General features: G+C 37.0%; 28 protein-coding genes. 19 read left to right on the top strand and 9 right to left on the bottom strand.

Features of this window, described 5'->3' with window-relative positions; all coding sequences use genetic code 11:
- Positions 1-145 precede the first annotated feature (145 nt).
- From JNUCC51_RS05685 to JNUCC51_RS05665, 5 genes are all read left to right on the top strand, one after another.
- A complete protein-coding gene (locus JNUCC51_RS05685) occupies positions 146-1396 on the top strand; it encodes a methionine gamma-lyase family protein (RefSeq protein WP_337991210.1) in 1251 nt (416 codons plus the stop codon).
- A 276-nt stretch (positions 1397-1672) separates the two neighbouring features.
- Positions 1673-2047 (top strand): MerR family transcriptional regulator, encoded by a 375-nt coding sequence (locus JNUCC51_RS05680; protein ID WP_134027245.1) that lies wholly within the window; start codon positions 1673-1675, stop codon positions 2045-2047.
- Between the two features lie 84 nt (positions 2048-2131).
- Positions 2132-3466 carry a type I glutamate--ammonia ligase gene (gene glnA / locus JNUCC51_RS05675; protein ID WP_337991209.1) on the top strand — a complete coding sequence of 445 codons (1335 nt, stop codon included), beginning with the start codon at positions 2132-2134 and terminating at the stop codon, positions 3464-3466.
- A gap of 130 nt (positions 3467-3596) precedes the next feature.
- Positions 3597-3725 (top strand): hypothetical protein, encoded by a 129-nt coding sequence (locus JNUCC51_RS05670; RefSeq protein ID WP_337991208.1) that lies wholly within the window; start codon positions 3597-3599, stop codon positions 3723-3725.
- Entirely contained in the window at positions 3715-3894 is a 180-nt protein-coding gene (locus JNUCC51_RS05665) for a hypothetical protein (RefSeq protein WP_337991207.1), read from the top strand. Before JNUCC51_RS05670 ends, JNUCC51_RS05665 begins: the two co-directional genes overlap by 11 nt.
- Before the next feature lie 55 nt (positions 3895-3949).
- Here JNUCC51_RS05665 and JNUCC51_RS05660 read toward each other — a convergent pair whose 3' ends face one another.
- On the bottom strand, positions 3950-4387 hold the full coding sequence (locus JNUCC51_RS05660) for a CotD family spore coat protein (RefSeq protein ID WP_337991206.1): 438 nt from the start codon (positions 4385-4387) through the stop codon (positions 3950-3952).
- An 866-nt stretch (positions 4388-5253) separates the two neighbouring features.
- On the opposite strand from JNUCC51_RS05660, the gene JNUCC51_RS05655 reads away from it, so the two are divergent.
- The 8 genes from JNUCC51_RS05655 to JNUCC51_RS05620 all read left to right on the top strand — a co-directional run bounded on the left by JNUCC51_RS05655 (position 5254) and on the right by JNUCC51_RS05620 (position 14369).
- Positions 5254-6609 (top strand): YjiH family protein, encoded by a 1356-nt coding sequence (locus JNUCC51_RS05655; protein WP_337991205.1) that lies wholly within the window; start codon positions 5254-5256, stop codon positions 6607-6609.
- Between the two features lie 189 nt (positions 6610-6798).
- Entirely contained in the window at positions 6799-7356 is a 558-nt protein-coding gene (locus tag JNUCC51_RS05650; protein ID WP_337991204.1) for a hypothetical protein, read from the top strand.
- Between the two features lie 316 nt (positions 7357-7672).
- On the top strand, positions 7673-8173 hold the full coding sequence (gene queF, locus JNUCC51_RS05645; protein WP_337991203.1) for a preQ(1) synthase: 501 nt from the start codon (positions 7673-7675) through the stop codon (positions 8171-8173).
- Positions 8173-8808, top strand: coding sequence for a queuosine precursor transporter (locus tag JNUCC51_RS05640; RefSeq protein WP_337991202.1), 636 nt, complete (start codon positions 8173-8175; stop codon positions 8806-8808). The genes queF and JNUCC51_RS05640 overlap by 1 nt, the downstream gene beginning before the upstream one ends.
- A 760-nt stretch (positions 8809-9568) precedes the next feature.
- On the top strand, positions 9569-9820 hold the full coding sequence (locus JNUCC51_RS05635; RefSeq protein WP_337991201.1) for a phage holin: 252 nt from the start codon (positions 9569-9571) through the stop codon (positions 9818-9820).
- Between the two features lie 94 nt (positions 9821-9914).
- Positions 9915-12020, top strand: a complete 2106-nt coding sequence (locus JNUCC51_RS05630) for a DUF2339 domain-containing protein (protein ID WP_337991200.1) — start codon at positions 9915-9917, stop codon at positions 12018-12020.
- Between the two features lie 778 nt (positions 12021-12798).
- Positions 12799-13551 (top strand): prepilin peptidase, encoded by a 753-nt coding sequence (locus JNUCC51_RS05625; RefSeq protein ID WP_337991199.1) that lies wholly within the window; start codon positions 12799-12801, stop codon positions 13549-13551.
- 95 nt (positions 13552-13646) lie between these two features.
- On the top strand, positions 13647-14369 hold the full coding sequence (locus tag JNUCC51_RS05620) for a gamma-glutamyl-gamma-aminobutyrate hydrolase family protein (protein WP_337991198.1): 723 nt from the start codon (positions 13647-13649) through the stop codon (positions 14367-14369).
- A gap of 223 nt (positions 14370-14592) precedes the next feature.
- On the opposite strand, the gene lexA is transcribed toward JNUCC51_RS05620, so the two are convergent.
- Positions 14593-15210, bottom strand: coding sequence for a transcriptional repressor LexA (gene lexA / locus JNUCC51_RS05615; RefSeq protein WP_049668590.1), 618 nt, complete (start codon positions 15208-15210; stop codon positions 14593-14595).
- Positions 15211-15371: 161 nt separating this feature from the next.
- Between lexA and yneA the strand changes: the two genes are divergently transcribed.
- Both yneA and JNUCC51_RS05605 read left to right on the top strand, forming a co-directional pair.
- Positions 15372-15686: a cell division suppressor protein YneA gene (yneA, locus tag JNUCC51_RS05610; protein WP_337991197.1), complete on the top strand. Its 315-nt coding sequence runs from the start codon at positions 15372-15374 to the stop codon at positions 15684-15686.
- Positions 15683-16351, top strand: coding sequence for a YneB family resolvase-like protein (locus JNUCC51_RS05605; RefSeq protein WP_337991196.1), 669 nt, complete (start codon positions 15683-15685; stop codon positions 16349-16351). The genes yneA and JNUCC51_RS05605 overlap by 4 nt, the downstream gene beginning before the upstream one ends.
- Before the next feature lie 235 nt (positions 16352-16586).
- Here the strand turns inward: JNUCC51_RS05605 and JNUCC51_RS05600 are convergent, their stop codons facing one another.
- Positions 16587-17099: a GNAT family N-acetyltransferase gene (locus tag JNUCC51_RS05600; RefSeq protein WP_134023465.1), complete on the bottom strand. Its 513-nt coding sequence runs from the start codon at positions 17097-17099 to the stop codon at positions 16587-16589.
- A gap of 209 nt (positions 17100-17308) precedes the next feature.
- Here JNUCC51_RS05600 and JNUCC51_RS05595 point away from each other — a divergent pair, with 209 nt between their 5' ends.
- The gene (locus tag JNUCC51_RS05595; RefSeq protein WP_337991195.1) at positions 17309-17542 is read left to right on the top strand and encodes a DUF896 domain-containing protein; all 234 of its coding nucleotides are present in this window, start codon (positions 17309-17311) and stop codon (positions 17540-17542) included.
- Positions 17543-17851: 309 nt separating this feature from the next.
- Entirely contained in the window at positions 17852-19846 is a 1995-nt protein-coding gene (gene tkt / locus JNUCC51_RS05590) for a transketolase (RefSeq protein ID WP_337991194.1), read from the top strand.
- 27 nt (positions 19847-19873) lie between these two features.
- Here tkt and JNUCC51_RS05585 read toward each other — a convergent pair whose 3' ends face one another.
- Positions 19874-20221, bottom strand: coding sequence for a hypothetical protein (locus tag JNUCC51_RS05585; protein WP_100545099.1), 348 nt, complete (start codon positions 20219-20221; stop codon positions 19874-19876).
- A 118-nt stretch (positions 20222-20339) separates the two neighbouring features.
- Between JNUCC51_RS05585 and JNUCC51_RS05580 the strand changes: the two genes are divergently transcribed.
- Together JNUCC51_RS05580 and JNUCC51_RS05575 are read left to right on the top strand one after the other, a co-directional pair.
- Positions 20340-21326, top strand: coding sequence for a serine hydrolase domain-containing protein (locus JNUCC51_RS05580; protein ID WP_337991193.1), 987 nt, complete (start codon positions 20340-20342; stop codon positions 21324-21326).
- Between the two features lie 20 nt (positions 21327-21346).
- A complete protein-coding gene (locus tag JNUCC51_RS05575) occupies positions 21347-22006 on the top strand; it encodes an HAD family hydrolase (protein ID WP_337991192.1) in 660 nt (219 codons plus the stop codon).
- A 116-nt stretch (positions 22007-22122) separates the two neighbouring features.
- Here the strand turns inward: JNUCC51_RS05575 and JNUCC51_RS05570 are convergent, their stop codons facing one another.
- The 5 genes from JNUCC51_RS05570 to JNUCC51_RS05550 form a co-directional block, all read right to left on the bottom strand.
- Positions 22123-22755, bottom strand: a complete 633-nt coding sequence (locus tag JNUCC51_RS05570) for a response regulator transcription factor (protein ID WP_049668598.1) — start codon at positions 22753-22755, stop codon at positions 22123-22125.
- Complete coding sequence (locus tag JNUCC51_RS05565; protein ID WP_337991191.1) at positions 22730-23767, bottom strand: sensor histidine kinase; 1038 nt, start codon at positions 23765-23767, stop codon at positions 22730-22732. The genes JNUCC51_RS05570 and JNUCC51_RS05565 overlap by 26 nt, the downstream gene beginning before the upstream one ends.
- The gene (liaF, locus tag JNUCC51_RS05560; RefSeq protein ID WP_337991190.1) at positions 23764-24456 is read right to left on the bottom strand and encodes a cell wall-active antibiotics response protein LiaF; all 693 of its coding nucleotides are present in this window, start codon (positions 24454-24456) and stop codon (positions 23764-23766) included. Before liaF ends, JNUCC51_RS05565 begins: the two co-directional genes overlap by 4 nt.
- Before the next feature lie 102 nt (positions 24457-24558).
- Positions 24559-25197: a PspA/IM30 family protein gene (locus JNUCC51_RS05555; protein ID WP_337991189.1), complete on the bottom strand. Its 639-nt coding sequence runs from the start codon at positions 25195-25197 to the stop codon at positions 24559-24561.
- A gap of 15 nt (positions 25198-25212) precedes the next feature.
- Complete coding sequence (locus JNUCC51_RS05550; RefSeq protein ID WP_100545090.1) at positions 25213-25566, bottom strand: lmo0954 family membrane protein; 354 nt, start codon at positions 25564-25566, stop codon at positions 25213-25215.
- Positions 25567-25761: the final 195 nt, after the last annotated feature.

The raw sequence follows: 25761 nt of genomic DNA, 5'->3' as shown, positions 1-25761 counted from the left end.
AATAGATTAAGTTCGTTATTTAGTTTAACGCCAAATGAAAATTTGAAACAAGAAGAATACCCGCGCTTTCAAAAGCAAGCTTTGCAGGCAAGCTCACAAATTGTTAAGATAAGATTTGAACAAATGTGAAATGGAGAATAACATAATGACTTTTACAACCAATTTATCAGAAGAAACACTAGCGTTAGCTGCTAAAATAGAAGAAAAGGTACGCCCTTTTCATGCAAAGGTAGAAGATATGGCGTTCTTCAATCAACAAAAAGTGCTTGCTGCATTCCGAAAGCATCAAGTTAGTGATTATCATCTGCACCCGTCTAATGGTTATGGCTATGATGATGAGGGGCGTGACAATCTAGAACGAGTGTATGCAGAGGTCTTTGGAGCGGAGGCTGCCATTGTACGTCCGCAAATTATTTCTGGTACACATGCAATTACACTTAGCTTATTCGGAGTGCTACGTCCTGGTGATGAATTACTTTATATTTCAGGTCAGCCGTATGACACATTGCAATCAATAGTCGATGGTGGCGATAAGGATACTGGCTCGTTAAAAGATTATAAAATCAGATATAGCCATGTGGATTTAATCGATAACCAAGAGATCGATTGGGAAGGTGTTGCAGCTGCAATTACATCAAACACAAAAATGATTGCTATCCAACGTTCGAAGGGCTATGCAACACGCCCATCCTTTACCATTTCACAAATTGCAGACATGTGTGCAAAAATCCGTGAATTAGCGCCAAATGCAGTTATTTTCGTTGACAATTGCTACGGTGAATTTGTTGAGGCACAGGAACCAACAGAGGTTGGGGCTGATTTAATGGCAGGCTCACTCATTAAAAATCCTGGTGGAGGCTTAGCGAAAATTGGTGGTTATATTGCGGGTCGTGCAGATTTAGTAGAGAAATGTGCTTATCGTATGACATCACCAGGTATTGGTGCTGAAGCAGGAGCAACATTAAATACGCTTGGTGATTTCTATCAAGGATTTTTCCTTGCGCCACATGTTGTATCTCAAGCATTAAAAGGTGCCATCTTCACGGCGGCTATGCTAGGAGAGATCGGCATGAATACATCACCAAGCTATGATTCTAATCGTACGGATTTAATTCAATCGGTTTCTTTCCAAACTGCGGAACAAATGATTGCTTTTTGCCGTGAAATTCAAGCGAACTCACCAATTAATGCGCATTATGCACCAGAGCCGGCGTATATGCCTGGCTATGAAGATGATGTCATCATGGCCGCTGGAACATTCATTCAAGGTTCCAGTATTGAGCTTACAGCAGACGGTCCTATTCGTCCGCCATTTACAGCATTTATTCAAGGTGGGTTAACATACGAGCACGTAAAATTTGCAATTTGTAGTGCTGTTCAAAAAATCCAAAAATAGATTGCGAAAAAGCTATTCAAAATTTCCATTTTGAATAGTTTTTTATTTATGGATGAAAAGTTGAATATATATATAAGTTAATTGGACTCGAACGCCCCTAGGAATGCGCGAAGTCGGAACGGAAATAAACCCCCACCTTAGGAAAATAAACTTAGTATTTTACAATTTTTCATCATTTCAAAAAAAATATTTTATTCCATGTTAGGAAACCTCACATGGACTGTTGACAGTGTGAATTTTTCGTTATATTATTAGCTGGTATTGGAGGGGACTTAAATGAGTCGTGAAATTAGACGAACTATGCCGTTGTTATCAATGAATATCGTAATGCAATTGACCGAGCTTTCGGCACGTCAGATTCGTTATTATGAAGAACACCATTTAATTGAGCCGCACCGAACAGAAGGCAATCGACGAATGTTTTCATTAAATGACGTCGATACACTGCTGGAAATTAAAGATTACTTGGAACAGGGCATGAACATGGCAAAAATTAAAAAGCTGTTCTCTAAAAAGAATGAACCTGTTTCAACAGATGAACCTAATTTAAGTGACTCAGAATTACGTCGCATCATGCGTGAGGAAATGCTTCAAGCGCAGCGTATGCAAAAATCATCCATCCGTCGTGGGGATTTATCTCGATTCTATTAATAAAAGGCAACATCATTAATTACTTTATTAATAGGGTAGGGTAATGATAAAAAAGCTAGACAATTTATAGGAGTGTGGAAAACTGTGGGTAAATACACAAAAGAGGACATTAAACGTCTAATCGAAGAAAAAAACGTAAGCTTTATACGTCTACAATTTACAGATATTCTTGGCACAATCAAAAACGTTGAGATTCCTGTAAGCCAATTAGATAAAGCTCTAGAAAATAAAATGATGTTTGATGGCTCATCCATTGAAGGCTTCGTACGTATCGAAGAATCAGATATGTATTTATATCCTGACTTAGATACTTTCGTAGTGTTCCCTTGGACTTCTGAAAAGGGGAAAGTAGCACGTTTCATCTGTGATGTATACACTGCTAAAGGCGAGCCATTTGCTGGTGACCCACGTAATAACTTAAAACGTATCCTTAAAAAAATGGAAGATATGGGCTTCACAAGCTTCAACTTAGGGCCTGAGCCAGAATTCTTCTTATTCAAATTAGATGCAAAAGGTGAACCAACACTAGAAGTAAATGACCACGGTGGTTATTTCGACTTAGCACCAACTGATCTTGGTGAAAACTGCCGTCGTGATATCGTATTAGAGCTAGAAGAAATGGGCTTCGAAATTGAAGCATCTCACCATGAGGTAGCTCCAGGACAACACGAAATTGACTTTAAATATGCAGATGCAATTACAGCTTGTGACAATATCCAAACGTTCAAATTAGTTGTTAAAACAATTGCTCGTAAACACGGTTTACATGCTACATTTATGCCAAAACCATTATTTGGTGAAGCTGGCTCTGGTATGCACTTCAATGTTTCATTATTTAAAGGTAAAGAGAATTCATTCTACGATGAATCTACTGAACTAGGTCTTTCTGAAACTGCAATGCAATTCATGGCAGGTGTCCTTGCTCACGTTCAAGGCTTCACAGCTGTGACAAACCCAACAGTTAACTCTTATAAACGTCTTGTACCGGGTTATGAAGCACCATGTTATGTTGCGTGGTCAGCTCAAAACCGTTCACCGCTTATCCGTATCCCATCAGCACGTGGTCTTTCAACTCGTGTAGAAGTACGTTCTGTAGACCCATCTGCTAATCCATATTTAGCAATGGCTGTTATTTTAGAAGCTGGTCTTGAAGGTATTCGCAATAACTTAACACCACCAGCTGCTATTAACCGTAACATCTACGTGATGTCTGATGAAGAGCGTAAAGCGAATGGTATCGCAAACTTACCACCAGCACTTGACGATGCTTTAGCGTTACTTGCACAAGATGAAGTAGCTCAAGCAGCTTTAGGTGAGCATATCTATGCAAACTTTAAAGAAGCAAAAGAAATCGAGTTTGACATGTATCGTACAACAGTACACCAATGGGAACGCGATCAATATTTAAAAATGTACTAATTAAAAGCGTTGGAGCTGTGATGCTCCAACGTTTTTTTGTGCACCTATCACCAAATAGCGAGATAGCGCATGCTATAAACAACCCTTATTCTCTATTCTCAAATAAGCTTCAATTAGAGTAGGTCATGATATGACACAATTTAAGGCCTGTCTACCGACATGTGGTGCAGCAGAGGTAATAGTATGTAGGGACCGATTTGCTACAAGACATAATGTCAATAAAACCGTGAAAATTATTGCCTCAATCTATGACAACTGATTTACCAAATAGTCATGAAGATAGTTTGCATTTAGCCGGCTATGATATGACGGGACGTCCTGCTCAACAGGTGGTACTTGGCGGCGTATGTGTAGGAGCAATGTATAGCAGGGGGGATAAATCCATAACGTTGTATCAATTCAAAAATGTACTAATGACGAGATTCTAATCTACACTAATAGTAAGAAAGCGATAGGGAAGACAAGCCCCATCGCTTTCTTCTATTAATAGCCCATATGATGATGACCCATGTGATGACCCATGTGATGACCCATGTGATGACCCATGTGATGGCACATATGATGATCCATATGATGATGGCCCATGTGATGGTGATGGTGTCCCATATGATGATGGCCCATATGATGATGTGGCATATGGCAAGGCTCAGGTGGCATTTCGCAAAGTGTATGAGTTTCGCAACATTCCTCCACTACACACTCAGTGCAAGGGAAATGATATTGATGATCAATTATATGTTTGTTAACTGTTGTAATATGTGCTGGTTGTACATGAGGTACGACCGTATGGATGTAATTAGTGCGTACATATTCCTCTGGTGGACAAAAATGTGGTTGTTCAAATTGAGTTGGGCACATTTGTGGCGGACAACAATGTGGTTCATGGTGATGATGGTGATGATGATGCATACGTCTATGCATGGTAAAACCTCCTGTTTTGATAAGTTGTGGTTCATAATTAACATATGAGATGAAAGACAGTGTGGTCTATTTGTATGCCTATTAAGAGCTGGTTAAATCTCTTAGGCAATCAAAATAGGTATGATTAATGGAGAGTTTCACCAAACGATAACTTCTATTAGCAAATGTTTTATGTAGCGAAAGCGAAGCGTCAGCTACGGAAGTTTCCCACCTCTATAGGTAGTGAGATGAATGCGAATTTAATTACTTTTCAGTGGGTGTCCAAACACTGCTGAAAAAGAGGAACTCAGTAGTTGCCTCAGGATGGAATTATGCAGGGCATAATTAATCTTCTTAAAGATAATGTAAAATTGGGTTTTGTTGAAAGATATTGATACAAAGAAGAAGTGCGGATAATTAGAAGAGAATTATAAAAATAACAAATTTTTTTAGATTGAATAAAAATGCATTTTGTTGTAGAATTAAACGTTGTATTGTTGGTTTATGATATTTTTATAGCTATGACTTTATGAATAGAAATTTTGCAGTGCGGATGTTAATTATAAAAAAAGTAGTGTTTGGGCATTCCTTTATTACTTTTTAGAGGGATGTTTTTTTATATTATCCGTACGTTCTTTATGATCTGTATCGAAAGCGAAGCGTCAGGTACAAGACTCCCACCTCGAATTCAGTGAAAGTAAAAAAGTTAAGTGGGAGATTAACGGCTCGTAAATGCCTGAACGGTAAATACTAATGATTAGTGAGGAATAAAGATTTTCCCACTGATTAAAGTTCATATATACATTTCTTGGCGGTTTAAAAGGACATAACTAACAAGCTTGATGTATTAAACTTCGAAAAAACCTAGAGAAATGAGGCTTTAAATTATGAAAAAATATCCTACTTCTACATACTTTTTCTTCATAATTCCGTCTCTTATTGGTGTTCTATTATTTATGACACCAGTCTTAACGGAAGATGGATGGAAAGTTCCAATTGCTATTTTAGCAAATTTACTAGCAGGTTTTGTTGCACCAGTTATTAGTTATTTTACTATAATTATGTTTGCGATTTCGGCAATTGGTTCACTCATTGCCAAATTATTTCCTCGAAATAATTTAAAAGAGCCTAGTATTTTAGATACATTATTTTATGTAAATTGGTTTTGGACAATAATAAGAGTCATCGGTTTAGTATTTGCATCAATGGTTGTCTTTGATTATGGACCATCGGCGATTAATAATGAAAATACTGGTGGATTATTAATGAACCCAGACGGTGGTTTAGTAACATTTTTATTTACGATATTCTTATTTGCAGGAATACTATTACCATTTTTAACGAACTTTGGCTTGCTTGAATTTTTCGGAACGATGATGGTAAAAATCATGCGTCCTCTTTTTAAAAGCCCTGGTCGTTCATCGGTTGATGCACTTACATCGTGGGTAGGTGATGGAACAATTGGTGTTCTAATGACGAGTAAGCAATATGAAATGGGGAACTACACGAAAAAAGAATCTGCTATTATTGCAACGAGCTTCTCTGTAGTATCCATCACATTCTGTATCGTAGTATTAGACACAGTGCATTTGTCACGCTATTTTATTCCATATTATTTAACGGTTGTCTTTTGTGGTCTTGTTTTAGCGATAGTTATGCCACGGATTTTTCCGCTGTCTAACAAAGAAGATACTTATATCGACGGTACACCAGTAGATCTATCACGTGAAGAACTACCAGAAGGTTATAATTCTGTGTCACATGGTTTAGAAAATGCTTTAACCGTAGCGCATGCAAATCGTGACCCACGTCAATTTATGAAAGATGGAATTAGAAATGTCTTGGATTTATGGGTTGGAGTAGCACCGGTTGTCATGGCATTTGGTACGGTTGCTTTAATGCTTGCTGAATTCACTAATGTTTTTGCATTTTTAGGAAAGCCATTTGAACCTATTTTAACAGTGCTTGGTTTACCAGAAGCAGCGGAGGCAGCACAAACGATGGTTGTTGGCTTTGCTGACATGTTCCTACCTTCAATTTTAGGAGCTGGAATTGAAGCTGAAACTACACGATTTGTAATTGCTGTCGTTTCTGTGACACAGCTTATTTATATGTCTGAAGTCGGTGGACTTATTTTAGGTACAAAGATTCCGCTTAAATTTTTAGATCTAGTTGTTATTTTCTTAATACGTACGATTATTTCACTACCAATCGCAGCAATAGTTGCACATATACTCTTTTAGACTTAAAAAGCAATTGTTCGAATTTACTAACGCGAACAATTGCTTTTTCATTATATAAATCGTGCGTTGGTTGAGAATATTTGTGGAAGAATAAATAACTGTGAACAGAATACAACATGACACATAAATTCATTGAGTTGGGAAAAACTACACTTAAAGTGATACTAAAAGTGATACTGAGGTGATGAAATGGACAGAATTTTTTCTCTCTGCTTAAGTTCCTGTTATTTATTATTTTCTCAACCAAGTGATGCCTATATAAATGATTCGCTCAGTCCTTATGAAGAAATTTATCCTGAGATAGGCTATAAAACGGTTGAAGCAGCTGCCTCCGATTTTGAACGGCACTTTCATCAAGGGCTAAAGCTACCACTTCGAGTACCTTCTATTAGTTTTACACATCATTTTGGTCGATTTAATGATCTTGAAGGAGATATGAATGATTTTTTTGAAGTGACATTTATTAACCATCAACTTCCTGAGCATCATTATAAAATTACTGTTCGACCTAATGAGTTTAAGTTACCGGTGAAAAAGGAAAATATAGTAAAGGATTTCAAGTTGAAAAATGGAACGACTGCAATTTATATGGAAATTTCAGGTTTCAATGTACTTTCTTTTGAAAGAGAAGATTGGCAATATATGCTGTGGATTGATAAACGGGTTTCAAATAAGGTAACATCTGAAGTTTTAGTTGACATCGCCAATTCCATTGACTATAAAATGCAAGAGGATGAACATGGATAATAAAAAATGCCAAGACTGAACTGCACCCCAATTGTTAGACACATCTAACAATTAGGGGTCACTTCAGACCTTTAATGGGGGCTTGGTATTTTTACTAAATTAAAGTGGTGAATCTCATAAAGTTGAAAAAATTAGTTGACTGAATGCATTCATTAAGTTAATATTACTAGCGAATAAGAAAGAGGTTCATAGCGCATACCCTCTATAAAAAACTATGGATGACGTCATTTACGCCATATCCAAATGCGGATATGGCGATTTTTTTTTATTAGGATTCACGCATAATGGACTTCTCACAATTTGAGGAGGCATTTTTATGGCAGGAAGAAATGAAGAACAAGGTTTACAGGATTTAACACTCCTTGGCAATCAAAACACAAAGTATTTATTTGAATACTCACCGGATATTCTCGAAGCAGTCGATAATTTGCATACGAAAAATGATTTTTTCGTGAAATTTAATTGCCCGGAGTTCACGAGTCTATGTCCAATGACTGGGCAGCCAGACTTTGCGACAATGTATATATCTTTTATTCCAGATAAAAAGCTAGTAGAGAGTAAATCATTAAAGCTATATTTATTTAGCTTCCGTAATCACGGGGACTTCCATGAGGATTGTGTTAACATCATCATGAATGATTTAATTAAGCTGATCGAGCCGCGCTATATTGAAGTATGGGGTAAGTTTACGCCACGTGGTGGTCTGTCCATTGATCCATGGTGTAACTATGGTCGCCCAGGCACAAAATATGAGAAAATGGCGGAGCATCGTTTGATGAACCATGATATGTATCCTGAAAAGGTGGATAATCGCTGATGCTTTATTATTTAAATGGATTGTTTGTTGGCTTTTTAATTTTAGCAAATGTTTTAGCTGTAAAAGTGTTTAGTATAGGCGAGTGGATGATGCTTCCGGCAGCAGCGATTTTAATTATTTTCACATATCCTCTTATTGATGTAATTTGTGAGGTATATGGCAAGGAAGCGGGCGGTCGTACAGTAAGAACAGGCCTTATGGCACAAGTGTTTGCGGCATGCTTTATTGCTATTGCTATTGAACTATCACCTGCAGAAGCCTTTGGTTATCAGAAGGAGTTTGAGACAATTCTTGGCGGCAGTATGCGTGTCATTATTGCGAGTCTTGTAGCGTATACGGTCAGTGTTAATTTGGATGTAGTCATATTTAGTAAGTTTAAAGAAAAGCATGGAAACGGTAAGCTTTGGCTTCGCAATAATGCGTCAACGATGTTAAGTCAACTCATCGATACGGCATTATTTATTTCGATAGCTTTTTATGGAATAATGCCAATGAAAGTGTTGCTGACGTTATTTATTACACAGTATTTATTTAAATTCTTGGCATCCATTGTAGCAACACCACTTGTATATGGGCTAGTTTTCATTGCGCGAAGATTTGATAAACGTAAAGGCTTTGAACCATCTCATTACTGAAGTGATTCAAAGTGTTGAAAATAAAGTATAGCTCTTTGCATGTATTTTCTAGCAAGTGCTCAAATCAACGCTTGCTAACAGAAAAATTGGTAGTCAGGAACGGCAATCCACTACATTTAAAGCGCCACAACATTTTAATATAACTGTATTACTATTTTCCACAATACTTTGAGCCATCTCATTGCTGAGATGGCTTTTTCATGTGTACTTTGCTAATCAGATAAGCACTATAAGATAAAAACAAAATGATTTTATAATGAACATACAGACAATCAAGCTAGATAGAAATAGCGTAAGGATTTGCAGAAAGGTTGAAGGTATTTGTGTTGTATAAAGGACTATTTTTTTGGACAAGCCATTGGATCAAAAATATCCCAAATGAACATGATTTTTAGCTTCGGCACAATTTGACCGAATGCTAAAATGCATAAAGTTATTGAATTAATAAGCAGGTAATTGTCCTCAAAACATTCCACTTATACATCTCAATCACCCACTATAAGCAGGTTGAAGGTATCCATCAACAAGATGTAACCTAATATTCGTAGTAAAGCACATTAATATATGGTTTGGGAATTTTTTCAATAACTTGATAGGAGAGATGTGCATAATTCTTCTACGGAAGTTAGTCGAATTCTCGTAACGAAGAATATTCTTTAAAAGAATACCTCCTATTCCACGTTTATAGCTCCATTTTTGCATATGTACCACGTTACGGATGAGCATATACTGTGGATGAGAAGGGGGGAGGTGAGCATCTATGAGAATTAACTGGATGATCCGTCTTCAACATAAACCATTTTTACTTGCGCTATTTTCGTTGATTTTATTACTCGCACAGCAAGTAGCAACTATTTTTGGTTACGATTTAACGAGTGCAATGGATGAGCAAGCGACGTACATCTTAAATATCGTATTATCAATTTTCGTTTTAGTAGGGGTTGTAGTAGATCCAACTACACGGGGAACCAGTGATAGTCAACGTGCTTTAATGTATCGAAGACCTAGATAAGCAAAGGAGTAGAAATAAATTAAAAGTGTAATTTTACATTTTAGATAAATATGGTATAATGTTGAAAAAATGATAAAGTAGGAAGGATGATTAAATGTCGCTTGAAATGGAGCGGAGGATTGCCAATCTCGAGCAGGAAATGATGGATTTACGGCATGAATTAGAAGACTTAAAGCGCCAGCAATCTGTTGCCAAAACAAGTACGTTAGGCGCCAGAAAATCCATTATTGAACAATCTGCGCCAAAACCAGCGCAAGACCTAAAGCCAAATTCAAACATGGAACCAAAGCCCAAAATAATGACAGATACAGAACAAAAGGTGCAGCCACAGCGGACGTTTGAAGAGCGTATCGTGTGGGCACTTCCAAAATTATTTATGGTAATTTTAGTGATGGGGGTACTTTGGGGTCTAAAGCTCGTGAGTGATTATGGCTATTTACCGAACGAGGTTAAAATTATCCTTGCCTACGTATTATCGCTTGCCTTAGCAGCAACAGCTTTTGTGATGGAGCGTAAACAAATAGGATCATCGGCCATAACAATTTCTTTATATGGCGGGGCTTTTATTGTTGGAATATTAACAACAGCTGCAAGTGCGATATTGTATGAAATCATAGGGTTAACGCCGGCACTTGTTATTGCCGTTGTTTATATCGGCTACGGTATTGTTATTAGCTATTTAAAGAAAAACGAAGTACTAACGATATTTGTAGCGTTTACCTCGTTATTACTACCATATTTACTAGAATATATGGATTTTAGTCCTGTTATTATCTTAATCTATGTCGTTGTACTATTTATGATGCTGCAATTTGTCATTCATCAACACAAGCAGAAATTGGCGCTCTATATAGCAACCTTTTTCACTGTGCTAGCTGTCAGCATTATAGCGTTTATGAACAATGACAATCGAGTTATTTTTGCAATAGGCTTCCTTGTTGTTCTAACTACTTTTTACACGAGTTGGTGCCGTTTATATAATGCAGAGTCTAAATTGAAATATATTCATGTCGGACTCCAATTTAGCCTAGGAGCCTATAGTTTATTGCTCATGAACTTTATTATTAGACCGATTGAATATAGCGAAGTACTACTATTCATATTAGTAGGCTTGTTTACTGCTTTAGCGGGTTATGGCTATAAGCAAAAATGGCAGGAGGCATTTGATAGTGCCGTAACACTCGCATTTATTACACTATGTAATACGCTACTCGTTATGAATTTACCAGTGAACGTAGATCAATTGCTCATCCCGTTCATCATCTTTGCAGGTGTTATGATGAGTTTACGATTACGAGTAAGTATGATGAAGGTTGTCGGCTCATTCGCATTTACAATTACACTCGCTTTAAGCTTTATTTTTCATGAGCCGACACCATTCTTCAGCATAGACCATGTTAGCTTGATAATGCCGGGAATATATCTCCTAATTATTTATGTATATGCAAGACGACCAAAAGAGACACTGACAACCTTTGAAAAGTTTATGAAAGAAATGTATATGGTTGATATTGTAGCAGTTATTACGGCTGGTTATTTCTTAGCCTATGTTGGAAAGCTGGATGGAACGTACTTTGCAGGTGCCGGAAACATTCCACATCTATTGTGTATTTTCCTCGCATTACTTTTCGTGGGATCGCTTCTAGTACCAACAAAATACAAAGGGCGTGCATTAACGCCAGTACTTAGTGTATTTTTCATTCTCTTCACAATAATGCTCGAAATTATTCCGTACAATATGCAGGGTGTCGAGTGGTTAAATATAGTAACAAGAATCGTGTATATTGCTGTTATCGTAGCAATTTTGATTGATTTACTGATGAAGGGGCGCATTTATCAAATCTATCAAGAGCAAATAGAGAAACTTCTGGACCCAATTGTAAGTGCAGGCGTTGTGCTTACGATGATATCCATTTTGGGTCTCATATCCCAACTTTCCTATAACAGTTTGCTTGATTGGAAACTAAGCATTGCCTTCTCGACGATTACATTATTCCTAACAGCAAGTATTTCACTATGGCTTAGCACCGCACGTCACTTACGAACATTACGAATAACAGGTTTTGCCATCCTAGTCTTTGCGTTTATTAAACTTATATTCTTTGATTTGTCAGCACTAGACTTACTAATACGAGCAGTCCTGTTTATCGCGATTGGTGGGATAGGGTTGCTGTTGTCGGGTAGGTTGTTGAGGAAATAATAGAAAAGAGATTCCAATGTAGTGTTGGAATCTCTTTTTTATTATGGCTGCTTCCTTAAAGATTGTTGCTGTTAAAACATAAAAACAGAGTTAATCTACAAAATATGTAGAATCAACTCTGTTTTTATGTTTGATATTTCGTAAAGTTAGTTCTACAAGGACTTTTAAGATTTAAAAATAAAGCTCCTTTTTTGATAAACCTTTATAATTCCCCATATTGAGAATAAAGGAACAGAGAAAGCGATACCTAATAATAGTGATAAAACAGCTAAATTATCAATATTCCTATAAGTAATAAAGATAAACCACTTATCATCCCCATTACCTTCTCGTGATAGGTCAATAAATCTAATTTCGCGTGCCCATATTTCAATGCGACAATTATTGATGAGGTAGCACTCGAAAATAAATTAATAAGTAGTAAAAAATCTTCTATTATGCTATTAATAGCTTTAAGCAAGGAGTACCAACCTCAAACCTTTTTAGCGATGAGACAAAAACTAAAAATAACAACGTTCTTTATGAAGGACAACCATAATTTATCTTCTTTCGCGGGTGTCCAAACGCTTGTACTTGTCGTTTTGCTTTCGCTACAGAAAACATTGCTGTAATAGAGGAACTCAGTCTAAGAATGCCATGTCCTGTGGAAACGACTGAGTGATCAACTTCGTGATGACTTAGAGCCTCCGGCGGATGTCACGGAATTATGGGGAGGCATAATTGATTGGCGCGCATACTTCAAATGTATGGGCGTCTATTAGTATAGGAGGACATAAAAATGGAGATTGCTTATACAATTACAGTGTTAATAATTGGGCTCGTTCTTGGCTCGTTTTTTAATGTAGTAGGCTTACGTGTGCCTTTGAAGGAGTCCATTGTGCGTCCACCCTCGCATTGTACTTCTTGCAAGAGACAGTTGACGGCGCTTGATTTGGTGCCTGTTTTGTCTTATTTATTTTTAGGTGGAAAATGCCGTAGCTGTGGGCAAAAAATTTCTTGGATCTATCCGCTGATGGAACTTATAACAGGCGTGTTATTTGCCTTTGCATATTGGAAATTAGGCCTTAGTGCAGAATTTTTCGTAGCGCTATTATTAATTTCATTATTAGTTATTATTGTTGTATCGGATTTTGCGTATATGCTTATTCCTGATAAGGTACTATTATTCTTTTTACAATTGCTAGTTTCGGGACGTGTGATATCTCCTTTATCTCCGTGGTGGGACAGTATAGTTGGCGCTGTGGTAGGTTTTGGAATATTATATATTATAGCTGTTCTATCAAGAGGTGGAATGGGTGGTGGCGATATTAAATTATTCTTTTTACTTGGGCTCGTACTCGGCACAATACATGCTATTCTGACGCTATTTTTAGCAGCTGTCATTGGCATGATTGTTGGGATAGTTGTGTTAAAGGTACGCGGGCAAGGAAGAAAAATGCCTATACCATTCGGACCGTCTATTGCTTTAGCAGCTATTATTATCTATTTCTATGGGGATGCGTTGATGAATTGGTATCTCGGATTTTGGTAATTAATCCGGTGAGGGATTCCTTCAACGATTAATAATCTTCACCAATCAGACTTTTACAGCAGTTAATGCAAGATAAAGATCATGGAGGGGATAGGATGAAACCAATTATCGGTATAACGGCTTTTGCGGAGGATGATTTGTCCTCAAGATTAAATGCTGCTTATAGCAAAAGTATAATTGAAGCAGGGGGGGTTCCACTTATAATTCCACTTGGGGTTGAAGAGGATGTAGCACAAATTTTATCGTTGACGGATGGATTATTACTATCGGGTGGCTATGATGTACATCCATTCCTCTTTGATGCAGAACCTACACCAAAATTAGGGAAGGTTCATCCTGAACGAGATTCTGTGGAGCTTGCTTTAATTAACGCGGCTTATATTCGGAAAATGCCTATTTTTGGAATTTGTCGAGGGCTTCAAATACTAAATGTTGCGTTTGGAGGCACAGTCTATCAGGATATTGATAGTGAGTATCATAGTAAAAAATTAATAAAGCATGCTCAACAAGCAGCAAGAGGCGTTGCAACACATTATGTTAATCTATCACCTGATACATTATTAAAAGCGATTATTGAAGAAGAAAAAATTGCTGTGAATTCATTTCATCATCAGGCAATAAACGTAGTAGCAGAAAAGTTGAAAGTGATAGCAAAGTCTAGTGATGGTATCATTGAAGCGGTAGTACATGATGATTTACCATTTTGTCTAGCAGTACAGTGGCATCCTGAAGAGCTAGCCATTGCAGGAGATGAAGTATCAAAGAAACTATTTGCTGCATTTGTAAATGCAAGTTTGAAATTTAAGGTAGAGGCATAAAACTTTTTAGCATAGAAAGATGAAGAACAGCTTGGACAGAAATCAATCCCACGTTATGGGTAAGAGCTGTTTTAAATTAACTAAAGACTGTTAGGTGTAAGAATCCATTTTAAAGTGGGTTCTTTTTTAGTTTATAAAATAGCATTCAAAAGATAAGAAAAAGAGGTATATGCCCATTTGTGAACATAAAATCCTCTTTTTATACTTTAATATTGAGATGTTTTTAATGTACACGACGATATAGACCTACAACATGTCCCAAAATAGAAACTTGATCTACGATAATTGGCTCCATCGTTGCGTTTTCAGGCTGTAAACGAAAATGACTTTTTTCCTTAAAGAAACGCTTTACAGTTGCTTCATTCTCTTCAGTCATTGCTACAACAATATCACCATTATCAGCTGTTGATTTTTGTTTAACAATAACTAAATCTCCGTCTAAAATGCCAGCTTCAATCATTGATTCACCCATAATTTCTAGCATAAATAACTGATCTTCGCTTGTTCCATAAATATCTGGTAGTGGGAAATATTCATCGATATTTTCAACAGCAGTTATCGGAGAACCTGCAGTAACCTTTCCGACTAATGGAACATGAATAACATGTTGCTTTTGGATAGAATCCTCTGGTTCTAAAATTTCAATAGCACGTGGTTTAGTTGGATCGCGTCGGATCAAGCCCTTTTGTTCTAAACGAGCTAAATGTCCATGGACTGTTGAGCTTGAAGCAAGTCCAACTGCTTCACCAATCTCACGTACAGATGGTGGATACCCTTTTGCTCGTACTTCTTCTTTAATGAACTCTAATATGGCCTCTTGTCTTTTCGAAACTTTTTTCATTATTGCTCACCTCTTTTTTAATCATTCTACTTATTAATAGTATAACAGAATGCGAACACTTAAGCAAACATAGGTTCGAAAAGTGTTTGACAAAAACGTTTGTTCGTATTATTATGAGAACATACATTCCGAACAAACATTCTTAAAAAGGGGTTATAAACATGAACTGGTTAAAGAAAAATCCACATATTACAATTTTATTAGGAGCTTGTCTACTTTTTGCAGCATACCTTTTTATAACAGATCCAGGCGATGTAACGTACACAGAAATTGAAATTGCACATGGTGATAGCTTATGGTCGTTAGCCGATCAATACCGTGGTAAAATGAAAACGGATGAATGGATTAAGCTTGTGAAAACAGAAAATGAATTATCGAACGTACAAATTATTGCAGGTAAATCACTAGTGATTCCAGTAGTGGGTGATCAACCCTATCCTATAAATTCAATTGAAATTGCGAGAAACGAAAAATGATAATGAATCAACAATCGGCTGTTGTCTATTGCCGTGTGAGTACAGAAAAAGAGACACAAACTTCCTCGTTAGAACGTCAGCAAGAGGAATTAACGCGCTATGCTAAAGTACAGGGCTACGAAGTCAAACGTGTTTTTAAGGACAAGCATAGTGGCTATGATGTGGAACGTGAAGGTTTACTAGAAATGCTCGATTTCATAAAAGAAAAAGAAATAAATGCATTATTTGTGCAAGATGAAACACGTTTAGGGCGTGGGAATGCTCGAATGGCAGTATTGCATTTATTGCAGAAAACAGAAACAGATGTTTTTTCTATGCGAGATGAGGGACCTTTACAATTAAATGAAATGGATACGATGCTCCTAGAAATTTTAGCAATTGTTGAGGAGTACCAGCGCAGAATTCATAATGCTAAAATAAGACGTGGCATGCGTCGTGCCGTTGAAAATGGCTATCGCCCTGAAAACAATTTATCTAACCGTGGAAATCCAAATGGTCAAGAACGTAAGGATGTTCCTATAGAAGAAATTGTCAACCTTCGTAATCGAGGCTTCACCTTTGAAGAAATCGCTATGACTCTTAGAGGTCTAGGCTTTGAAGTGAGTAAAGCTACTGTCCATAGGAGATATCGGGAACATCAAGAGGGAAGCGAACAAATAAAATGACGTTTTAATCAGTGGGAGTTTTATCATCCTGCTGATTTTTTTATTTTTAAAGGCTTTAGAAGTGGAAAGGAGCGAGAAGTAATGGATAGACTTTTGAATGAATAACTAAAATTCATTTATCATGGAGAACAGTATCCAGTAGCCCGATAAAAATAAGAGAAGTAGCGATTTCTACCTCTCTGCCTCATATATTCTTTATAAATATGAAAAACAATCATCTTTCCCTGAAACTACCTTATGCCCATTCTTCTTCTAAAACAGCATAATAATACTCATCCCACCACTCATCTCCATTTGGGATGCATTTTTTAAAATAGCCCTCGCGTCTCATACCGATTTTCTCCATCACTCGATAGGATGGGGTATTTTCTGGCTGGCATGTTGCAATAATTCTATGAAGTTTCAATTCTTTAAATCCGTAGTCCAATACAGCTTTTGCTGCTTCTGATGCAAATCCATTATTGAAATAGTTCGGATTCAATACCCAACCAATCTCATACGTATGGTCACCAAAACATTGATGGAAAACAATATGACCAATTACAGTATTTTCGCTTAATAAAATAATGGGGAAGTGTTTTGCTTTTTCACCGTTATTTTCTGAAACGAACTTTTTTGCTTCTTCCTCATTAAAAACGCCCTCGGGAATATACTTCATTACAGTAGGATTTGAAGTATATTCATAGACAGCTTGCCAATCTTGAATTTCAAACTCTCTTATTAATAGTCTTTCTGTTTTGATAAACAATTTATATTCCTCCAAGCATAAATCAATTGTTGTTTTGGAACCCTATAAATTAGTTATACACTTGTAATTTCCAAAAGTCATGCAATTTATGGTATTTATTTCAAAAATTCAAGGATACTAGAAAGGTTGGTATAACTGCATTTTCGGGGAATACATGCTATACTTTGCATACCATATTCATTATGATATGTACTGAAAGGTGTGTAACTATGTTATCAAAAGAGAAAATTAACCGAATCAATGAACTTTCTGCTAAGGCTAAAAGTGGTACATTAACTGAGGCAGAAGCTAAGGAACGATCAGCACTACGTAAGGAGTATCTGGATACTTTTAGAGCAACTATGCGTGATACAATTGAAAACGTAAAAGTGGTAGATGCTGAAGGAAATGATGTAACTCCAGAAAAAGTAAAACAAGCGAGAAAGAATAAATTTCTAAATTAGTGTGACACATTTAAAGCAATTACTCCTCGGCATAATTGTGTCCGAAATTTGAATTGTGCTTAAGCAATTAATTCCTTTCAAAATCTAGGACAACCGCCGAAGGCATTATTTTTATTCAGCTAGCCCTAAAGCCGTGAAAATGTTTATTTATAAAAGTATTACTTCATAATGAGGGGCAATTTTATACTGAAATAATGATAAAGTATGTTATAAAAGGCAAATAGTATAACAAAAGCATTGTTTTCTGAAGCAATGTTGACTAAACTGTATAAGAACAATATATAGGACGAGAAAGGATGTCACAAAATAATGACTCAACATGCGGATCAACTAGCGATTAATGCTATCCGAACTTTGTCAATCGATGCAATTGAAAAAGCAAACTCAGGTCACCCAGGTTTACCGATGGGGGCAGCGCCAATGGCTTACACGCTTTGGACAAAACAACTTCAACATAATCCGGCTAATCCAAAATGGTTTAACCGCGACCGTTTTGTACTTTCTGCAGGTCATGGCTCTATGCTTTTATATAGCCTACTTCATCTTGGTGGCTACGGCTTACCAATGGAAGAAATTCAAAACTTCCGTCAATGGGATTCATTAACTCCAGGACATCCTGAATATGGTCATACAGTTGGGGTAGAGGCAACAACAGGTCCTTTAGGTCAAGGTATTGCAATGACAGTTGGTATGGCAATGGCTGAACGCCATTTAGCAGCTACTTACAATAAACCAGGACATGACATCGTTGATCACTATACATTTGCACTTTGTGGCGATGGCGATTTAATGGAAGGTGTAGCAGCTGAAGCTATCTCTTTAGCTGGTCACTTAAAACTTGAAAAGTTAATCGTTTTATACGATTCAAACGATATTTCTTTAGACGGTGATTTAGAAAAATCATTCTCAGAAAATGTCCAAAAACGTTTTGAATCTTATGGTTGGAACTATTTAAAAGTTGCTGATGGTACTGATGTTGAAGCAATTAACGCAGCTATCGAAGAAGCTAAAAAATCAACTGGCAAGCCAACACTTATCGAAGTGAAAACTGTTATCGGTTTTGGTTCACCAAACAAATCAGGTAAAGCTGCTTCTCACGGTGCACCACTTGGTCAAGATGAGGTTGTTTTAACTAAAGCATCTTATGAATGGGCACACGAGCCATTCCAAATTCCTGCTGAAGTATATGATACATTCGCAGCAGCAGCTAATGTACAAGGAGCACAACCTGAAGAAGCTTGGAATGCTAAGTTTGAAGCATATAAGCAAGAGTTCCCAGAATTAGCAGCGCAATTTGAAAACGCAATGAATGGTCAATTACCAGAGGATTTCGCTTCAGAATTACCAGTTTATGAAGTAGGTAAATCAGTAGCTACTCGTTCTTCTTCTGGCGATGCAATCAATGCAATTGCAAAGAAAACACCATCATTCTTTGGTGGTTCAGCTGACCTTGCCGGCTCAAATAAAACAACGATGAAAGACGCTGGAGATTTCTCTGCAGACGATTATGCTGGCCGTAATATTTGGTTCGGCGTACGTGAATTTGCAATGGGTGCAGCTATGAACGGTATGGCACTTCACGGTGGTCTTAACGTATTCGGTGGTACATTCTTCGTATTCTCTGACTATGTTCGTCCAGCAGTACGTCTTTCTGCCTTAATGGGTCTTCCTGTTACTTATGTATTTACACATGACTCAATCGCTGTAGGTGAAGATGGTCCAACACATGAACCAATCGAACACCTAGCATCTTTACGTGCAATGCCAAATCTATCTGTTGTTCGTCCAGCTGATGCAAATGAATCAGCAGTTGCATGGGAGCTAGCAGTAGCATCTGAAAAAACACCAACTGTTTTAGTATTATCTCGTCAAAACTTACCTGTTCTTGATGCATCTATTGATACAGTACGTGAAGGTGTTACTAAAGGTGCTTATACAGTGTCTCCTGCTACAAAAGAAGTGGCGGATGCCATTTTAATTGCAACAGGCTCTGAGGTTTCACTTGCAATTGAAGCACAAAAAGCACTAAAAGCTGATGGTATGGATGTGGCAGTTGTTTCAATGCCGTCTATGGATCGCTTCGAAAAACAAGACGCAGCTTACAAAGAATCTGTTCTTCCAAAGGCTGTAACAAAACGTCTTGCAATCGAAATGGGCGCATCATTCGGCTGGCATAAATACACTGGTTTTGAAGGAGACGTTCTTGCTATTGATAAGTTCGGCGCTTCTGCACCAGGTGAATTAGTAATGGAAAAATACGGATTCACAGTAGAAAATGTTGTAGCGAAAGTAAAAGCTCTATAATTTATAAATACCGCAATACTCAGTAGGTTAAATCTCCTCTGAGTACTGCGGTATTTTTTCATGTTTAGAAGACTTCACTAAAGAAATCCAAATAGCTGCACAATGAATTAGCAGCATAACGACAAAACAGTAAAAGCCCTTGGAACTTCCTCCAATATTTAGCTCATCAACTATAATGCCACTAAACCAAAGAAGCTGACCTGTGACAATTACCGAGAGGCTTGCAAAAAGTATACAAAACCAAATAGATACTTTTTTTATAATCACGATAATGAGTAGTAAAACTGCAAAAAGTAGGGTAGTTTCAAAAATCGGATCAAGAAGTGAAAACGTATTTTCATTTACGAAATGCTTATAAGTAAATCGAGTATCCACACAACCCCTCCTTATAAATAATAACGTTTATGGTAATAAAAGGTTTCTTAAGTGAAGAAACTTATCTGGTATTAATTTCCGTTTGGTATACAATGAGAAGAGTAGGAGGGCTATTTAAATGAACTCACAAGCTATACTCACACAAGTAAAGAAAACTTTCTCACAATTAGATTGTACTGGTGGGGGAGTTATTATTAATAAGCATGGTCAAACCGTACTAGAAGAATATTTTGGCGTGCAAGGACAACACCAAGACACAAAGAGAGTAGGACCACATACTCTTTTTCATCTTGCTTCGGTTCGTAAAACATATGTAGGTTTTGCTGTAGCATATGCGATTTATCATAACTATATTGCCTCAATAGATGATCCACTAAGTGATTATTTAGAAAATGAAAAAGTTTTTGCCGATGTATCAATTAGACATCTACTAACACATACTCACGGTTTACGTCGTCAAAATGAAAAAATAATGAAGGAATTCAAAGCAGGCTATAACTGGGCATACCGAGATATTAATGTAGAATTACTTGCTAAAGTCATTATTAAAGTTACTGGAAAAACTTTTGCAGAAATTGTAGATGAGCAAGTATTTCGAACATTGTCTTTTACTGAATCAAATTGGTTCAGTGAAAAAAACGAACAGCATATAGAAGTAATACATAATGATAGTCCATTTTGGTATGAAAGCGATGTATGTGATGGTAGCAAAATGAATATGTATAGCTCATTAAGAGAGCTAGCTAAGTGGGGACAAGTACATCTTGATAAAGGGAAATTACATGGAAAACAAATTATACCTGAGGAAATCATACAGTTATTAACGACAATTCAATCCCCGAATACTAAACCAAGGACCTTGCCCACTAATGGCTTTTTTTGGTTTATTCAGCCTCAACAGAGAGAAGGGGTTACAGAGTTAAGCCCAATATTACCACAAGGAAGCTTGCAATTACTTGGTTACACAAGTGTTGCTTTATTAGTAATTCCAAATGAAAATATTGTGGCAGTTCGTGGATTTAATAGCTTTGGTTCACCTGAAGGGTTTGATTACATTAAAGATATTCATGATTTTGGTTCAACAGTGTATCATTCGATTCTTTAACAGTAAAAGGAGAGCTTGTAATGAAAAAGTATAGCGTTGTTTTATTTGATTTAGACGGTACAATATCTGATCCTAAAATAGGGATAACGAAATCTGTTCAATATGCTTTACAAAAAATTAGTATAGTTGAGGAAGATCTAGATCAGCTTGAAACGTTTATTGGGCCTCCGCTGCAAGTTTCATTTCGAGAAATATATGGGTTGGATGATGTTCAAATACAGCAAGCAATTGCCTATTACCGTGAACGTTTTATCCAAAGCGGCATGTATGAGAATAAATTGTATCAAAATATATCCTCATTATTAGAAAGTTTACAGAAGGATGGATATCAGTTAGCAATAGCTACATCAAAGCCAACTGTATTTGCAGAACAAATTTTAAAATATTTCAACCTTGAACATTTTTTTGACTTTGTAGCAGGTAGCAATTTAGATGGGACACGCTCAGCTAAAGGAGAAGTTATTGCATTTGTACGCGAACATTTTAATGAAGTAAGTAACAATCAATTTATGATGATTGGAGATCGTAAATACGATATTATTGGGGCTCATGAAAATCAAATTGATTCTATCGGTGTTACTTATGGCTATGGCTCACTAGAAGAATTAACGGATGCAGAAGCAACATACATAGTTAACAATGTAGACGAGTTGCAAGAATTTTTTAATAGATTAGGTTAAAAAAATACGAAACTGCACTGGGAAAATGCAGTTTCGTATTTTTTTGGAAAACAGATAGAATCGTTGATAAAAGCTTGGAAATAAACCACCCAGCAAAATCACTGATAAATCAAAATTTACTTCGCTAGCCCGTTTTGAAAAGCGTAGACAACGGCTTGTGTGCGATCTTGAACATCGAGCTTCGCTAAAATATTGCTGACATGTGTTTTCACGGTTTTTAATGCAATATATAAATCATCGGCGATTTCCTGATTGGCTTTACCTTTAGCCATGAGCAATAATACTTCCATTTCACGTTCGGTAAGCTGCTCATACAATGGGGTACTATTTCCGTGGCGCATGCGATGCATCATTTTTGATGTTACTTCTGGTTCTAAAACAGTTTCACCGCCCATTGTTTTACGAATGGCATCAGCGATTTGCTTCGCATTGGATGTCTTTAAAATATAGCTGACTGCACCTGCCTCTAATGCAGGGTAGACTTTATCATCATCTAAAAAACTTGTTACCATCATAATTTTTGCTTCGGGCCATGCTGTTAAAATTTCAGCTGTCGCCTCAGCTCCTGTCATAACTGGCATTACATTGTCCATTAAAATAATGTCAGGGCGAAGAGCTAGAGCACGTTCCACTGCCTCTTTACCATTTTCAGCTTCACCTACCACAGTGATATCTGGTTGTGCTGATAGATAGGCAGAAACACCAATCCGCACCATTTCGTGGTCATCCACTATTAACACTTGAATCATTCACTTCAACCTCCTTATGTAGTGGGATTTTCACCTCTACAATTGTACCTTCGCCAGGCACTGATACAATTTTGTACGTACAGCCAATCTCTACAGCACGTTCGGCAATATTTTGCAGCCCATAAGAAGTAGATTTATCGGCTTCGACATCAAAGCCGAGACCATTGTCCTGAATACGTAAAATGGCTAAATCGTCGCGGGCAACGAGCAATAATTCAACTTCGCTCGCTTTTGCATGGCGTAGCGTATTCGATAGCGCCTCCTGTGCAATACGGAATAAATGATCCTCCTCCGCTTTGGATAATGACATTTCTTCAAGCTCATATTCGATATGAAAGAATACTTTTTGCTGCAGCTCAATAATAAGTTCCTCGAGACCTTGTGCAAGAGTTTTATTATGCAGAGCTACTGGACGTAGATGTAATAACAATGCGCGCATTTCAAGCTGTGCCTGTTGTACGATTTTTTCGACCTGCTTTACGCTTGTAGCATTTTCATCAGTTTCTGTTAATGCAGACAGTAACATCGAAGCTGCAAATAATTGCTGTGATACAGAATCATGGAGTTCACGAGCAAGACGTTGACGTTCAGCAACTATGCGCTCTTGAATGATTTTATCATTAGCTTCTGCACGTTCATTGGATAAGCGTTGTAAGCTTTTTCGTTGAGTATCAATTAACTCACTTGTTTGAACTAAAGCTTTTTTCAAAGGTTTTGGTAAAGGCTCTTTCTTAGGTAATACAAAATCAGGTTCAACTAACTGTTTCACGATGCGGGTTGCCTGAGCCTCTCTTGCACGGGCAGTCATACTGATCCAGCTTGCAATTAGTAAACTAAGCGCAAAAAGAGTGACGGCAATAAAACCACCGAATGGGATATTATTATAATTCTGCTGCCATAATGGCTCCCATGTTTTCTCATTTGGCTCGCCCCAAACAGCGACAAGGAGTCCGAATGTAGCACTCATCAAAATAAAAAATAGAGTAAATATTCTTGAGATAAAGGCAATCATTTACGTAGCACCTCCAAGTCCCCAAGCCATGTTGCAACATGTATTACGAGTGTACGTTTTGCATCCTCGGGGTTTCCATCTGAGAAACTTACACTTTCATTGAGTAAGCGTTGTGGGCCAACATGAAGACATTTTAATTCACCAAACAATGTCGTATAGTGTAAGCGGAATGGAATTTCATATGGGATATAAATTTGTACCTTACCGATACCTTGTCGAATCGTAATGATGCTTGTGCCGGCAGGTAAAATTGTTTGTGTCGTGTCAATCGTAATGTCGCCTGCAAGTCGCTGTATTTGAACATCTTGCCATTTATAGGCATCTACTGGTGCAGGTAATGTACCAAATATTTCGTTTTTCGTAGTCGGAAGTTTTTCAAAAAGCTCCAAGCCAACAACTTTTGCAGAGTTTTCTCTTTGCAAATATTGATAGAGCATATATAAGAGAATGATGACGATAAATAGGCGTAAACTCCACATTGTAAAGAGGGCAATCGAGATAAAGAAAATTCCTGTCCATTTAAAGAAACGATTTTTTTTCGAGAAACTTAGATAAAAAAGTCCTACCCCAATCAATAGACAAAAGGCGCCACCGTTATTAAAAATTGTGAGCTCCACAAAAACGAGTAAAAAGAAGCATAGTACCCAAAAAGTGAGCTTATTAGTTGTGAAATTTTGCAAGAGGGTCACCCTTCTTTCTACTAAGAGTATAAGAGAGGGAATGGGTCCCTCTATTTCAAAACGTGAAAGAATGCGCCTCTAAATATGGCGCATTTCTTTCATTATAACATGTTATTTGTTTTCAATTAGCAGCGGTGCGTTATCTTCTATGGATTTTTTTTCTAGCTGCGCGAGACGAGTCTCGAAAGATGTTACTTCATGATCTTTGTCGATTTGGTAAGCAAGCTTATCGATGTATGATTCTAAATCTTCAAAGTTGGTTTTGTTATTTTTAGCAATCATTCCGTCCATTTGATGGTGAGCGCGAGTTACGTTTTCTTTGCCCATAAGCTGTAATTGACGCACTTTCATGTCTTTAATTTTGTGTTTCATTGTTTCAAATTTGCGTTCAAGCTCGAAGTATTCACGTGTACTTGCTTCAATACTAGCTTGTAGTGTATTGTTACGTGCTGTGTAAGCAGCAACTTCATCAGAGGCAAAATCGATTAAATCTTGCTCACCACTAGTAGTAGCTAATTTTAGTTGAGCCTCACGTTTAGCTAGTAATTCCGCATTTTGTTTAAATTCTTGTTCTAGTTTCTCTTTTAGCTGACCTTGACGCTCTAATAATTTTCCAGTTTGCTCTGTTTGTTTTTCTGCTTCACGAATGTATTGGTTTAACATTGCAATTGGGTTTTTTTGTTCCTTCTTATCAAACAACTGATGTAAATCTGCCTCTATTGTATATTTAAAACGTTGAAATAAGTTCATACTAAATCGCTCCTTTTATTTTGTTAAGTTAGACCATTCTTTTTCAAAGTTTGTAAATGGATCTTCTTCTTTAGCTTCAATCGTTGGGATTTTTACATCTTCGCCATTCCATTTTTTATAGATAACATAGATGATAGCGATTGCTGCTAAACCAACCATTGCAGGGATATTAGAAATTGCTGATAGAACACCAATCAGACCCACTGTAAACCATAATACTTTGCCGAATGCTGATTTACTTGAAGTGTAGAAGTGCATACCGAGTGCTACAAACAATCCAGAAAATAGTAGACCTGCAATTGGTCCAGTTAAAGCAAGTGCAACACAACCTGCGATAAAGCCTCCTATTAGTAGAAAAAATTTTCTCATATGTTTTAGCTCCTTTCGTTGATACCTTTATATTACCTATTAGCGAGCTTTGCTAAAACGGACTGGAAATTGATTTTACTCTAGGTCTTGAGGCTGAGAATATTCTAAGTACTATAGAAGAAGCTCAAATTTGTAAAAACTTAATTAGCCATAAAGCATTTTATAGAACCGAAAGTAGAAAGTTTTCGACAAAAA

The sequence above is a fragment of the Lysinibacillus sp. JNUCC 51 genome (assembly GCF_015999525.1).
In the GTDB taxonomy this organism is placed as follows: domain Bacteria; phylum Bacillota; class Bacilli; order Bacillales_A; family Planococcaceae; genus Lysinibacillus; species Lysinibacillus xylanilyticus.
This window is presented reverse-complemented; position numbering and strand designations above follow the sequence as displayed.